The organism is Streptomyces sp. NPDC052236 (assembly GCF_044548015.1).
Taxonomy (GTDB): Bacteria; Actinomycetota; Actinomycetes; order Streptomycetales; family Streptomycetaceae; genus Streptomyces.
The window spans coordinates 37,256-53,015 of the sequence record NZ_JBIUBL010000020.1 but is presented as its reverse complement, the minus strand read 5'-3'; the positions used below and the strand labels follow the sequence as shown (position 1 = coordinate 53,015).

Genomic DNA, 15,760 nt, shown 5'->3' with positions numbered 1-15,760 from the left:
GCGACGTGTTTGACGCCGAGCCGGACCGGACGTCCGCTGCCGGGACAGCCCTCACCGGTGGGCAATCCGGCATCTGGCTTGCCCAGCAGATCGAGCCGGACAGCTCGGCCTACAACGTCTCGTTCATCCTGGAACTGCGTGGCGACGTCGACCTGACCCGCCTGACCGCATCCGTGCGGCAGGCGGCCGAGGAGGCGGAGTGCCTGCATGTGCGGGTCAGTGCCGAGGACGGAGCGCCGCGCCAGACACCCACGCGGTTGCCCGTCGATGTGCCCACCGTCGACCTGCGGGACGAGCCGGATCCCGAAGGCGCCGCCACGCAGTGGATGGAAGCCGACCGGGACCGGCCCGCGGACCTCGCGAACGGTCCGCTGTTCGCTCATGCCCTGCTCCGGCTGCCGGACGGCACCGTCTGGTGGTACCAGCGCTACCACCACATCGTCATCGACGGCGTGAGCATCGAGCTGATCACCCGCAGGGCCGGTGAGATCTACACCTCCGGTGAAGCGTCAGCGGACCTCGACTGGGGACTGTCCCGGCTGGTGCGCTCCGACCGGGCCTACCGCGAGTCCGAGCAGTACCGGACAGACCGCGCGTACTGGCTCGCCCGGCTGGCCGACCGGCCGGAGCCCGTACGTCTCGTCGAGCGCGCGTCCGCGCCGATCAGGCGGCGGGTGAGGCGCACGGCGGAGCTGTCACCCGAGAACACGGCCCGGCTGCGCGCCGCCGCCGAGGGCGCGGGCGTACGCCTGTCCCGCCTGCTGGTGGCGGCCGTGGCCGCGTACCTGCACCGGGTCACCGGCGAACAGGATCTCGTCCTCGGCCTGCCCGTCACCACCCGGCAGGACACCGAGTCCAGGGGCATCCCCGGCATGGTGTCCAACGTCCTCCCCCTGCGCGTCGCCGTCCGCGGGGGCATGACCGGGTCCGAGCTCGTGGACGAGGTACGGCGCGCGATCGCCGAGACGGTCAAGCACGGGCGCTACCGCGCCGAGGACCTGGCAAGGGACCTGGCGCTGGTCGACGGCGTGGCGGAGCTCGTCGGCCCCACCGTCAACATCCTGCCGCGCGGCGAAACACTGCGGTTCGGCGACCACGAGGGCGACCTCCTCCCCGGCTGGCTCGGCCCGGTCAGCGACCTGGCGGTCACCGTCGACGAGTTCCCGGCGGGCGGCGGCATCCGTATCCACTTCGACGCGGACGCCGACGTGTGCGACCAGCGGACGCTGGACAACCACGAGCGCCGCTTCCGCATACTCCTGGACGCCCTTGCCGACGGCATGGACCGCCCCATCGGCCACATCGAACTGACCTCCGGCGCGGAGCGGACCCAGCTGCTCGACACGTTCGGAGCCGCGCCGCGCGAGGTGCCCGAGCTGTCCTGGCCCGCCGCGTTCGAGCGGCAGGCGCGCCGCTCGCCGGACGCCGTCGCGCTCGTGTACGAGGACCAGGAGCTGTCCTACGCCGAACTGAACGCCGCCGCGAACCGGCTGGCCCGCCTGCTGACCGCCCGAGGCGTACGCCCCGAGGACGTCGTCGCGGTGGCCGTGCCCCGCTCACCCGAACTGGTCATCTCGCTGCTGGCGGTGATGAAGGCGGGCGCCGCGTATCTGCCGCTGGACGCCGACCACCCCCAGGACCGGATCGCCTACATGCTGTCCGACGCGGGCGCGCGGACCGTCATCACCACACGCGAGCAGGCCGGCGAACTGCCGAGCGCGCCGGGTGTCGTACTTCTTGACGACCCCTCCGTGGCCGCCGAGTTGGCCGCGCCGGCCCCCTCGGACGCCTCCGACCTGGGCCTGTCGATCGCCCTGGACCAGGCCGCGTACGTCATCTACACCTCAGGATCCACCGGCCGCCCGAAGGGCGTCGTCGTCTCGCACGACGGAGTCGGCAGCCTGATCGCGACCGCCACCGACAGGATCGGCATCGAAGCCGACAGCCGCGTCGTGCAGTTCGCCTCGGTCGGCTTCGATGTGACGGTCTGGGACCTGATTATGTCGCTGTGCGTCGGCGGCCGGACCATCATCGTCCCCACCGAGCGCCGGGTCGCGGGGCCTGCCCTGACGGACTACATCAAGGAGCACCGGGCCACCCACATGATCCTGCCGCCGTCGCTTGTCTCGGCGCTGCCGCAGGACTGCGAACTGCCCGACGGCGCGGTGCTCGTGGTCGGTACGGAGTCGGTGCCCAGCGAGCTGATAGCCCGCTGGGCCGAACGGATGCGCGTCGTCGTCGCGTACGGCCTGACCGAGGCGACGGTCAACTCGACGCTGTGGCGCGCCCAGCCCGGCTGGCAGGGGCCCGCCCCGATCGGCGTACCCGACCCCAACACCCGTGCCTACGTGCTCGACGCGGCGCTGCGCCCCGTGCCGGTGGGCGTCGAGGGCGAGCTGTACGTCGGCGGGCGCGGCCTTGCCCGCGGCTACCTCGGCAGGCACGGGCTGACCTCGGAACGGTTTGTCGCCGACCCGTTCGGGGAGCCGGGCGCGCGGATGTACCGCACCGGTGACCGGGTGCGCTGGAGCACCGACGGCAACCTGGAGTTCCTCGGCCGCGCGGACGGCCAGCTCAAGATCCGTGGCCACCGGATCGAACCGGGCGAGATCGAGAGCGCGTTCATGGCCTGCCCGGGCATCGCCCAGGCCGCCGTCCTCGTACGGGAGGACCACCGGAGTGTGAAGCGTCTGGTCGCCTACCTCGTGGGCGAGGGCGATGCCGCGGTGGCGGCGGCGCGCGTCCAGGTGGCGGAGGCGCTGCCGGACTACATGGTGCCCTCGGCCCTCGTCGTCCTGGCCGGACCGCTGCCGCTGACGCCCAACGGAAAGCTCGACACCCGGGCGCTGCCCGAGCCGCAGTGGACGGCGCTGACCGGTGACGCCACGCCGACGACGCCGGCCGAGGCAGCCCTCGCCGCGCTGTTCGCCGAGGTTCTCGGCCTGCCGTCGGTGGGCGTCCACGACAGCTTCTTCGAACTCGGCGGCGACAGCATCGTCGCCATCCAGCTGGTCGGCCGCGCCCGTGCCGGGGGACTGGCGATCACACCGCGCGACGTGTTCCGCCGCCGTACGGTGGCGGCGCTCGCGCGCGTCGCCGACGACGCGAACGCGGACGTGCCGCCGCGTGAATCCGTGCCGGTGCCCGCGCCCTTCTCCCTGGTCCCGCTGACCGAAGCCGAGCGCGCGGAGCTCGATTCCGCCGTCCCCGGTCTCCTCGACGTCGTACCTGCCACTCCGCTGCAGGAGGGCTTCTTCTTCCACGCCGCCGTCGACCAGGGCGGGTCGGACGGCTATGCCGTACAGGACACCCTCGAACTCGCCGGAGACGTGGACCCCGAGGCGCTGCGGATCGCCGCTCAGCGTCTGCTGGACCGCCATCCGCTGCTGCGCGCCGCCTTCCACCAGCGTACGGACGGCCAGATCGTGCAGCTCATCGGCGCGCGCGCCGAGCTGCCGTGGCGCTTCGCCGACCTGTCGGAACTCGACGCGGCAGAGCGGTCCGAGGCCGTCGACAAGGTCACGGCGGCGGAGCGGGCGGACGGCTTCGACCTCGGAGCCCCGCCGCTGATGCGCGGAGCGCTGATCCGCCTCGGCGCCGAGCGGTCCCTGCTGGTGCTGACCATGCATCACATCGTCGTGGACGGCTGGTCCGTCTCGCTCGTCATGCGTGAACTGCTGGACGGCTACCGGCCGGGTGCCGCAGCCCAGCCCCCCGCGCCGACGGCGACGGCGACGGTGACCTACCGGGCGTACGCGGGATGGCTCGCCGGCCGCGACCGGGAACAGGCGCGCAGCGCGTGGCGCGACGCGATGGCGGGCCTCGACGCCCCGGCCAGGCTTCCCGTACGCGTGCGGGACGGGCAGCAGCCCGGCACGGTCGGCCGGGTCACCGTGGAGCTGTCCGCACGGGACACGGCGGCGCTCGCCGCCCGGGCCCGGCAACTCGGACTGACCCTGAGCACCGTCGTGCAGGGCGGCTTCGGCCTGCTGCTCGGCGATGTGACCGGCACCCACGACCTGGTCTTCGGAACCACGGTCTCCGGCAGGCAAGCGGCCGTCGACGGCGTCGAAACGCTGGTCGGTCTGCTGATCAACACCGTGCCCGCCCGGCTGCGCTGGCGTCCCGAGCAGCTGCTCGCCGAAGTCCTGGCAGCGTTCCAGGACGAGCAGGCCGACCTGCTGGACCACCAGCACCTCGGACTCGCCGACATCCAGCGGGCCGTCGGCCGGGGCGAACTGTTCGACGCCCTGGTCGTCGTGGAGAACTTGCCCGACGCGGGCGAGCCCACCGATCCGGCGGGCCGGATCCGTATCGTCGGCTCACACATACGCGACGCGGTGCACTACCCGCTGGCGCTCACCGTGCTCCCCGGCGAACGGCTTGAGCTACGGCTCGAACACGACCCCACCCGCCTGGACGCCACGGCCGCCGAGCGGTTCGGCGCCCGGCTGCGCGCGCTGCTCGACCAGGTGATCGCCGACCCCGGGCTCCCGGTCGCGCGGCTGACCACACAGACCGCCGACGAGCGGCAGAGCACACTCGACCACCTCGCCGGAGCGGACCATGCCCAGCCGCCTTCCGGCACGCTGCACGGAGCCTTCGCCGAGCAGGTACGCCGGACCCCGGACGCGACCGCTCTGATCCACGACGGCGAGCGGACAACCTACGCCGAGCTGGACCAGCGGGCGGAGGCGCTGGCGCACCGGCTGTCCGCCCATGGCGTGGGTCCCGAGTCCATCGTGGCCGTCGCCGTTCCCCGCTCGGCCGAGACGCTGGTCGCCCTGCTCGGCGTGGTCAAGGCGGGCGCGGCCTATCTGCCGGTCGACGTCGACTACCCGGCCGAGCGGGTCCGGCACATGCTCGCCGACTCCGGGGCCCGGACGGTCGTCGCCACCGAGGAGTCCCGGGCACGCCTGCCCGAACTGGACGGCGTGACCTGGCTGCTCTTCGGCGATGCCCGGAGCCTGGTGGCTGTACGCGCCCCCGTACGCGTGCATCCGGACAGTGCCGCGTATCTGATGTACACCTCCGGGTCGACCGGTCGGCCCAAGGGTGTTGTGGTGACGCACCGCGCGGTCGTCGGCCAACTCACCTGGACAGCCGAGCAGTTCGGGTTCGGCCCCGGCGAGCGGGTGCTGCACCAGTACTCGACCAGCTTCGACCCGTCGGTGCAGGAGATCTTCGCGCCGCTGCTGACCGGTGGGACCGTCGTGATCGCCAGGCCGGACGGCCACCGCGATCCGGCCTATCTCACCGAGCTGATCCGCCGCGAGCGCGTCACCAACGTCGACCTCGTGCCCTCGCTGTACGCGGCGCTGCTGGCCGAGGAGGAGACCGGCCACTGGTGGGCGAGCCTGCGCCGGGCCTTCAGCGGGGGAGAGGCGCTGCCGGTACCGCTCGCGCGGCGCTGGCGGGAGCGCACCGGAGTGCCCCTCTTCAACGTCTACGGGCCGACCGAGGCCGTCATCCAGGTCACCAGCTGGCAGGCGGGCTCGCAGCCGGGTGAGGAAGGCACCGTACCCATCGGGCGTCCGGTGTGGAACACCCGGCTGTACGTCCTCGACCGGTACCTCCGCCCTGTTGCCGAAGGCGAGCCAGGAGAGCTCTACATCGCGGGCGCGCAGCTCGCCCGCGGCTACCACGGACGCGCCGCGCTGACCGCGGAGCGCTTCGTCGCCGATCCGTTCAGCGGCGGCGATCCGGGTGCGCGGATGTACCGCACCGGAGACATGGTCCAGTTCAGTGGAGACGGCGTGCTCAGCTACCTCGGGCGCACCGACCACCAGGTCAAGATCAGGGGAAACCGGGTGGAACTCGGTGAAATAGAAGCACGGCTGCGCGAAGAGCCGTCCGTCGGCGATGCGGTGGTCGTGGCCCGCGACGACGATCGTGGAGTCACGCAGCTGGTGGCCTACCTGGTCCCCGCCACGGGAGCGGATGTCGGAGCGGATGTCCTGGATGTCGCGGCCGTACGGAGCGCCTTGAGCGGTTCGCTGCCCGCGACCATGGTCCCCAGCCACTTCGTGGAGCTGGACGCGCTGCCGCTGACACCGGGCGGGAAGACCGACCACAAGGCCCTGCCCGCCCCCGAGGTCCGGAGCAGGCGGCCGGGACGTACCGCGCGCGAGGGCCGCGAGCGGCAGCTCTGCGCGATCTTCGCCGCCGTGCTCGGCCTGGACGACGTCGACGCGGACGAGGACTTCTTCGTACTGGGCGGGGACAGCATCCTGTCCATGTCCGTCTCCAGCCGCGCCCGCAAGGCCGGTCTGGCGATCAGCCCCCGCGATGTGTTCGAACACCGCACGCCGGCGGCACTGGCGGCCACCGTCGCCGAAGAGGCCCGGGAGGTCGCACCCGCCTCCGCCGACGGTGTGGGCGACGTACCGCTGCTGCCCATCGTCCACCAGCTCCGCGAAGACGGCGGAACGGTCAGCCGCTTCAACCTGTCGATGCTGCTCCAGGCGCCCGCCGCAGCGGGCACGGACACGCTGACGCGGGTCCTGCAAGCGGTCCTGGACCACCACGACGGTCTGCGGCTCACGCTCTCCCGCATGGATCTGGGCCCGGCGATTCCCGCGCTGTGGTCGGCCCAGACGCTCGCTGCCGGTTCGGTGGACGCCGGGGCGCTGCTGCGGCGCGTGGACGTATGCGGCCTCGACGCCGCCGGGTTCCGTACGGTGATCGCCGAGGAGTCCGACAGCGCGGCCTCCCGGCTCGACCCCGACAGCGGCACCATGCTCCAGGCCGTCTGGTTCGACGCGGGCGTGGAACACCCCGGCCGACTGCTGCTCGTCGTCCACCATGTGGCGATCGACGGCGTGTCCTGGCGTGTGCTGCTCGAAGACCTCGCCGCCGCCTGGGACGCCGTTACGCGGGGCGAGCAGCCGGGTCTGGAACCGGTGCCCACCTCCCTGCGGCGGTACGCACGGGACGTCGCCGAGCAGGCGACCTCACCCAGGCGCCAGGCCGAACTGCCCTACTGGGCGAAGACCCTGGCGGCCGGAGCCGAACTGGTCCCCGGCGCCACCCGTACCGGAACAGCCGGTTCGGCGCGCGAACACGTCGTAACCCTGTCCGCGGACGAAACCCGCGCGCTGCTCACGGCGGTACCCGCCACAGCGGGCGCGGACGTCACCGAGGTCCTGCTCGCCGCACTGCGCCTCGCCGTGTCCCGCTGGCGGGTGGACGCAGATACCGATCTCCTCGTGGATCTCGAACGGCACGGACGCGACGGGGCGGCCGACATGGATCTGTCGCGCACCGTGGGCTGGTTCACCAGCCTCCATCCCGTACGGCTCCCCGCCGCCGGCACACCCGACGTCCTCAACGTGGTCAAGCTGGTCAAGGAGTCCGTACGGTCGGCACCGGACTCCGGCGCGGGCTACGGCATGCTGCGCTACCTCAACCCGCAGCTCGCCCCCGTCTTCGCCCAGCTGTCCGGCGCGCAGGTGCTGTTCAACTACTTCGGCCGGCTCCCCGCCGAGCAGACCCGCGACTGGGCGCCCGCGCCCGAGGCCGACGCCCTGTCCGTGGCACCCGACGCCGACCTGGCCATGCCGTACCCGCTCCAGGTCAACGCTGTGTGCGCCGACACCCCCCACGGCCCCGAACTGCGCGCCACCTGGACCTGGCCCGACGGCGACGCGCTGACCGAGGACGACGTACGCACGCTCGGCCGCGAGTGGGCGGCGGCACTGCGTGAACTCATCGAGCGGACGGACCGGTCCGGACCGGCCGTACGGCGCCTCACACCGTCGGACGTACCGCTGGTGGCGCTCTCCCAGAGCGACATCGAACTGGTCGAGCGCGTCAGCCCGGTGGCCGTCGCCGACATCTGGCCGCTGTCTCCGTTGCAGGAGGGCATCCACTTCCACGCCACCTACGACACGTCCGCGCTCGACGTCTACACCGCGCAGGACACCTTCGACTTCGACCACCGCCTCGACGCCGACCGGCTCCGTACCGCCTGCGCGACGCTGCTGCGCAGGCACCCGAGCCTGTGCGCGGGCATCACCAGCGACGGCCTGCCACGGCCGGTGCAGTTCGTCTGTTCCGCGGCCGAGCTGCCGGTGCCGCTGACCGAGGTGGATCTGACCGGTCTGAGCGAGCAGCAGCGGCAGACACGCCTCGCCGAGATCGCCGAGGCCGGGCGGCACGAGCGGTTCGACCTGGCCGCGCCCCCGCTGTTCCGGCTCAAGCTGATCCGGCTCACCGCGAACACCGACCGGCTGATGCTCAGCCACCACCTGGTGGCCTGGGACGGCTGGTCGCAGTCCGTGTTCCTGGACGAGCTGCTGGGGCTCTACGCCACGGGGGGCGACGACTCCGCGCTGACCGTGCCCGGCAGCTACCGCGACTACCTCAGCTGGCTCGCCGGACAGGACTTCGACGCGGCCCGTGACACATGGGGGAAGGCGCTGGCCGGCCTTGACGAGCCCACGCTCATCGCCCGCGACCGGGGCGACGAGCCGACGATTCCCCGGCGCCGTACCTTCGAACTGTCCCCGGAGCTCAGCGACCGCCTGCGGGCCTCCGCCCGCGCCCACGGACTGACCATCAACGCCGTACTGTCCGCCGCCTGGGCGCTCGTACTGTCCGCGACCGTGGGACGCCACGACGTGGTGTTCGGCGCCACAGTCGCCGGACGGCCCGCGGACGTGTCCGGTGTGGACACGGCCATCGGCATGTTCCTCAACACGGTGCCCCTGCGGGTCACCCTCGACCCCGACGAGCAGGTGGCGGATCTGCTGCGCCGCATGCAGCGTGAGCGGGTCGCGCTGATGGACCACGAGTACCTCGGCCTGGCCGAGCTACAGCGGGCCGGTGGCCACCCAACCCTCTTCGACACCCTGTACGTACTCCAGAACTTCGCCGACGAAGGCGCGTTCCGGCAACTGACCGCGCGGCACGGCATCACCGGCGTGGGCAGCGTGGACGCCACCCACTACCCCATGACGCTCATCGTCAACCCGGCCGAAATCGTCCAGGCCAAGCTGGAGTACCGCCCCGACCTGGTCGACGACGAGCAGGCCGAGGCCACACTGGAGCGCTTCGGCGTCCTGGTGGAACGGCTGACCGGCGATCTGTCGGCACGCGTCTGCACCCTGGACCTGCTGCTGCCCGCCGAGCGCGCCGCGCTGGACGCGGAGGCCGGCCTCGACCCAGTGCCCGACGAGACCGTCGCCGACATGCTCACGGCCCAGGTCGCCCGTACCCCGGACGCGGTGGCGCTGGTCTTCGGCGACCGCGCACTCACCTACGTACAGCTGGACGCGCAGATCAACCGGCTCGCGCGGCTCCTGCTGGCCCGCGGCGCGGGACCCGAGCGGGTGGTGGCCTTGGCGCTGCCGCGTTCCATCGAGATGGTGGTGGCGCTCTTCGCGGTGCTGCGCACCGGCGCCGCCTATCTGCCGCTCGACCTCGACCACCCCGCCGACCGGCTGCGCCTGATGATCGAGGACACCGGCCCGCTGTGCCTGCTGTCCACGACGGCGGTGGCCCCGACGCTGCGGGGCGAGGCCGGAACCACCGAATTGCTGCTGGACGACCCGGATGTGGCCGCGGAGCTCGACGGTCTCCCGTCCGGGCACATCACCGACGCCGAGCGGCCCGCGTTCGCGCACGGAGTGGCGGACCGGCTGGAGTACCCCGCCTACGTCATCTACACCTCCGGCTCGACCGGCAGGCCCAAGGGCGTCGTCACCCCGTACCGCGGTCTGACGAACATGCAGCTCAACCACCAGAAGGAAATCTTCGACCCGGCGATCGCCTCGGCGGGCGGCCGGCGGCTGCGCATCGCGCACACCGTCTCCTTCGCCTTCGACATGTCCTGGGAGGAGCTGCTCTGGCTCGTAGAGGGACACGAGGTGCACGTCTGCGACGAGGAGCTGCGCCGCGACGCGGAAGCTCTCGTGGCGTACTGCGACGCCCACCGCGTCGACGTCGTCAATGTGACGCCGACGTACGCCCAGTTGCTCATCGAGCAGGGCCTGCTCGACCAGGACGAGGCCGCGGGCAAGCACCGGCCGGCACTGGTGCTGCTCGGCGGCGAGGCCGTGTCCGACACGGTGTGGACGCGACTGCGCCGTACCGAGGGCACATACGGCTACAACCTGTACGGGCCGACCGAGTACACGATCAACACGCTCGGCGGATCCACCACCGACAGCCCGACCCCGACCGTCGGCATGCCCATCCGCAACACCCGCGCCCACGTGCTCGACGCGATGCTGCGCCCGGTCCCGCCCGGCTGCCCCGGAGAGCTGTACATCGCCGGAACCGGCCTGGCCCGCGGCTACCACGACCGGCCCGCCCTGACGGCGGAACGGTTCGTCGCCGACCCGTTCGGGGCCCCCGGCGAGAGGATGTACCGCACCGGCGACCTCGTACGGCAGCGCCCGGACGGCCTCATCGACTTCCTCGGCCGCACCGACGACCAGGTCAAGATCCGCGGCTACCGGATCGAGCTCGGCGAGATCTCCTCGGCCCTGGCCGCGCACCCGGAGGTCGCGCACGCCGCGGTCGTCGTGGCGGAGACCGCCGGGACCAAGCGCCTGGTCGGCTATGTCGTCCCCGAAGGGACCCAGGCCGAGGAACTGCTCCAGCGGCTGCGCGAACACCTGAAGGCCGGCCTCCCGGACTACATGGTCCCCGCCGTCCTGGTCGCGGTGGAGACGCTGCCGCTGACCGTCAACGGCAAGCTCGACGTCAAGGCCCTGCCCGCCCCGGAGTTCGCGGGGCCGAGCACCAGCCGTCCGCCCCGGTCGCCGCAGGAGGAGACGCTCTGCGCGCTCTTCGCCGAAGTGCTCGGGCTCGCCGAGGGCAGCGTCGGGATCGACAGCGACTTCTTCGAGCTGGGCGGCCACTCGCTGCTGGCCACCCGGCTGATCAGCCGCGCGCGCACCGCGCTCTCGGCCGAGCTGGCGATCCGGGACCTGTTCGAGGCGCCGACCGTCGCCGAGCTGGTGGAGCGCGCGACCGGATCGCACGCCGCCGACCGCCCGGCGCTGACCGCCGGTGAGCGGCCCGCCGAGCTGCCGCTGTCCCATGCCCAGCAGCGGCTCTGGGTCATCCAGCAGATCGAGTGCACCTCCGCCGCGTACAACTTCCCGCTGGTGATGCGGCTGCGGGGCACCTTCGACGCGGACGCGTGGCGCGCGGCGCTGGCCGATGTGACGGAACGTCATGAAGCGCTGCGGACGGTCTTCGCCGAGCGCGACGGCCAGGCGTTCCAGCGCGTTCTGCCCGTGGAGCAGGCGCACCCGGTGGTGGAGTCACTCCGCGCCGACGACGAAGACGAAGTGGCGGGCATCATCGACGCCGCCATCAACCGCCCGTTCGATCTCGCCACCGAACTGCCGCTGCGGGCGACCATCGTCGAGCTCACGCCGGACGACCACGTCGTGGTCCTGCTGCTGCACCACATCACCACCGACGAGTGGTCGGACCGGCCCTTCCTGCGCGACCTGGCCGCCGCCTACGCCACCCGCCGCTCCGGTGCCGCACCGGTGTGGGAGCCGCTGCCCGTCCAGTACGCCGACTACGCGCTGTGGCAGCAGCGGCTGCTCGGCGACCCGGCCGACGCGGCGAGCCTGGCGGCCCGGCAGCTGGAGTACTGGCGTACGACGCTGGAAGGCGCCCCCGAGGAGATCGAGCTGCCGGCCGACCGGCCCCGCCCGGCGCGCCCCGCGTTCACCGGAGCCGAACTCGACATCGACTTCGACGCCACGGCCTACCAGGGGCTGAAGCGGCTGTCCCGGGAGAGCGGCGCCAGCATGTTCATGGTGGCGCACGCGACCGTCGCCACACTGCTCCACCGGATGGGCGCCGGTACGGACCTCCCCCTCGGCTCGCCCATCGCCGGACGGAGCGACGAGGCGCTGGACGAGCTGGTCGGCTTCTTCGTCAACACGCTCGTACTGCGGACCGACCTCAGCGGCGATCCGAGCTTCACCGAACTGCTGGCGCGGGTCCGCGACACCGACCTGGCCGCGTTCTCCCACGCCGACGTGCCCTTCGAGGCCGTTGTCGAGAAGCTGAACCCGACGCGCTCGCTCGCCCGCAACCCGCTGTTCCAGGTGATGGTCGGCTACCACAACCGCTCCGGCGACGAGCTGGAGCTGTCCGGGCTCGGCGTGGAGTATGTGCCGTTCCGGATCAAGTCGGCCAAGTTCGACCTCGTATTCAGCTTCAGCGAGCAGACCGGCACCGACGGGGACACGGGAACTCTCTCCTGCCGCCTGGAGTACGCCACCGAGCTGTTCGACCAGGAGACCGCCGAGCGGCTCGGCGACCGCCTGCGACGACTGGTCGCGGCCCTGGTCGCCGAACCCGAAGCCCCGGTCTCCCGGGCCGACATACTCGCCGCCGACGAACGGCAGCTGGTGCTGGAAGGCTTCAACGCCACCGAGCGGGTGGTGGACGAGTCCTCGCTGCCCGCCCTGTTCGCCCAGCGGCTCGCCGAGCGGCCCGACGCGGTGGCCGTCGTAGAGCGCGTGGAGCGGTCCAGGTCGGTGACGTACGCACAGCTGGACGCGCGGTCCAACCGGATCGCACGGCTGCTGGCCGCGCACGGAGTGGGAGCCGAGAGCGTGGTCGGCGTGGCCGTGCCCCGCTCGGTGGACATGGTCGCGACAGTGCTCGCGGTACTCAAGCTCGGCGCCGCCTTCCTGCCGCTCGACCTGGTCCACCCCGCCGACCGGCTCGCCTACATGATCGAGGACTCCGGCGCCGCGCTGGTCGTCGGCACGGAGCCGGTGGCCGGGAAGATCCCCGATGTGGCGGGCGTACCCGTGGTGCTGCTCGACGCACCACAGGCCGCGACCGAACTCGACCGGCTCCCCGATTCCGCCGTCGACGGCCTGCCGGTGAGCCTGCACCAGGCCGCGTACGTCATCTACACCTCCGGTTCGACCGGCAGGCCCAAGGGTGTGGTCGTCCCCCACGAGGGCATCTCCAGCCTGGTCGCCACCGCCGTCGACCGGATGGGCCTGGAACGCGGCAGCAGCGTCCTGCAGTTCGCCTCGATCGGCTTCGACGTCTTCGTATTCGAGCTGGCGATGGCACTGTGCGAGGGCGGCCGGCTTGTGCTCATATCCGACGAGGCGCGCGTCGCGGGCCCGGCGCTCACCGACTTCCTCGCCGACGAGCGGATCAGCCATATGATCCTGCCGCCGTCCCTGGTGTCGGCGCTGCCCGCCGGGTGCGAGCTGCCCGCAGGGTCGACCATCCTGGTCGGCACCGAGACCGTGCCGCCGGACCTGTTCGACCGATTCGGCGCCACGACCAACCTGATCTGCGCGTACGGACTGACCGAGGCGACGGTCAACTCGACGCTGTGGCCCGCCCGACAGGCAGGAGGACGGCCCACCGGGCGGGTGCCCATCGGCCGCCCCGACCCCAATACCGTCTGCTACGTGCTGGACGCCGGCCTGCGCCCGGTCCCGCCCGGCGTGATCGGTGAGCTGTACGTCGCCGGGCGCGGCCTGGCCCGCGGCTACCTCGGCAAGCCCGCGCTGACCTCCGAGAGGTTCGTCGCGGACCCGTTCGGCCCGCCCGGCCGTCGGATGTACCGCACCGGCGACCGCGCCCGCTGGCGTACCGACGGCAACATCGACTTTCTCGGCCGGGTCGACAACCAGGTGAAGATCCGCGGCTTCCGCATCGAGCTCGGCGAAATCGAGGCGGCGCTCACCGGCCACCCGGCGGTCAGCCAGGGCGCCGTGGTGCCCGACCGCGACGGTGACATCGTGCGTCTCGTCGCCTACGCCGTCCCGGAGAGCGGCCCCTCGCGCGGAGACCTCGACCCACACGCGCTGCGTGCGTACGTCGCCGGGCTGCTGCCCGAGTACATGGTGCCCGCCCTCGTCGTACCGCTGGACGGGCCGCTTCCGCTGACCCCCAACGGCAAGCTGGACCGCAAGGCACTGCCCGCGCCCGACTGGTCCGGGATGACCGGCGACGCCCGCCCGGCCACCGCGACACAGACGCGCCTGGCCGAGCTGTTCGGCGAGATCCTGAAGCTGGAGGCTGTCGGCATCCACGACAACTTCTTCGCGCTGGGCGGCCACTCCATGGCTTCCATGCGGCTGCTGGGCCGGATCCGCTCCGAGTTCGGGGTCGAACTGTCGATCCGGGACGTCTTCGACGCGCTGACGGTCGCCGGTATCGCCGCCAAGCTCGACGGGGCGGCAACGGCCGCCCGGCCGCAGTTGCGCCCGATCGACCGCGTGGTGGGCACCCCGCAACTGCTCGCCCCCGTACAGCGGTGGCAGTGGTCGACGTACCGCCGCCACGCGGGCTTCGACCACGCACTGGTGCTGCGCTCACCCGGGACACTGGACCCGGACGCGCTGTCCGCCGCACTGGGCGATGTGGTGGCGCGGCACGAACCGCTGCGCACCCGCTTCACCGAACGGGACGGATCAGTCCACCAGCAGGCCGCACAGCCCCCCGCCCTGGAGCGGGAGAAGTGCGCCGATCTGGACGCCCGGCTCGCCGAACTCGCCGCACTGGCCCCGGAGCTGTCGCGGGAAGCGCCCCTGCGGTCCCGGCTGCTCACTGGCGCGGACGGCGCCCAGGCGGTGCTGCTGACCATGCACTACCTGGCCGTTGACGAGTGGTCGGTGGTGCCTCTGTTCCGCGATCTGACGACGGCGTACGAGGCCCGGACGCACGGCCGGGAGCCCGGCTGGGAGCCGCTGCCGGTGACCTACGCCGACTACACGCACTGGGCGCACGAGGTGCTCGGCGATCTCGCCGACCCCGGCAGCGTGGGCGGGCGGCAGCTCGCGTACTGGCAGCGGACGCTGAAGGACCTGCCGGATGCCCCCGTATCCGTATCGCGCCCTGCCGGCCACGGCGGCGACTACGTCCCCTTCGTCCTCGACGAGCAGCTCCACGCCGAGGTGGACAAGCTTGCCAGGGCTACCGGCACCAGCATGTTCATGATCCTGCACTCGGCGCTGTCGGTGCTGCTCACCGCCCATGGTGCGGGCACCGACCTGCCGATCGGCACCATGGTCGCGGGCCGCGCCGACGACCAGCTGGCCGATCTGGTCGGCTGCTTCTTCAACACCGTCGTACTGCGCACCGACACCGCGGGGGACCCGACCTTCGCGGAACTCCTCACCCGGGTACGGGAGACGACGCTCGGTGCGCTGGACCGGCAGGACGTACCGTTCGAGGAGGTCGTACGGGTGACGGGCCTGCCGCCGGAGGGGCCGCGGGTCATGGTGATCCACCATGAGCAGGCGGACCTCGGGGAACTCCAGGGCGGGATGGGCTCGTTCCACGCCGTGCCCACCGGCTCCGAAGCGGCGAGGGCGGAGCTGACGCTCAGCTTCTACGAGCCGCGGGGGGACGGGCCGGTGCACTGTGAACTCATCGGCCGGGCAGAGGTACACGTACACCGCCTCGCCGACGAACTTCAGGCGCTGCTACGGCGCGTGGCAGCCGACCCGGAACAGCCGCTCTCAGAGCTGTCCACCGCAATATCCACGATGTTCACGAGGAGTGAGAACACATGAGCACCAACCCGTTCGAGGACCCGCAGGGCCGCTTCCTGGTCCTGGCCAACGACGAGAACCAGCACTCGCTGTGGCCCTCCTTCGCGGAGGTGCCGGCGGGGTGGCGGACCGTTTTCGGTGAGGACACCCGGGAAGCCTGCCTCGCCCATGTGGAGGCCAACTGGACCGATCTGCGGCCCGCGAGTCTGGTCGCCCAGCAGGGCTGACGGGTCTCATTGACCCTGCAGAAC

The 15,760-nt window shown here is 72.1% G+C and carries 2 protein-coding genes; both read left to right on the top strand.

Annotated elements, in window-relative coordinates; genetic code table 11:
* Positions 1 to 5 precede the first annotated feature (5 nt).
* The gene (locus tag ACIHCQ_RS28740; RefSeq protein ID WP_399668399.1) at positions 6 to 15,530 is read left to right on the top strand and encodes an amino acid adenylation domain-containing protein; all 15,525 of its coding nucleotides are present in this window, start codon (positions 6 to 8) and stop codon (positions 15,528 to 15,530) included.
* Positions 15,527 to 15,736 carry an MbtH family protein gene (locus ACIHCQ_RS28735; RefSeq protein WP_399668396.1) on the top strand — a complete coding sequence of 70 codons (210 nt, stop codon included), beginning with the start codon at positions 15,527 to 15,529 and terminating at the stop codon, positions 15,734 to 15,736. Before ACIHCQ_RS28740 ends, ACIHCQ_RS28735 begins: the two co-directional genes overlap by 4 nt.
* Positions 15,737 to 15,760 lie beyond the last annotated feature (24 nt).

What these genes read in the sequence shown, in the direction of transcription:
- ACIHCQ_RS28735 (WP_399668396.1), top strand. Translation starts at nt 15,527, where the DNA reads ATGAGCACCAACCCGTTCGAGGACCCGCAGGGCCGCTTCCTGGTCCTG.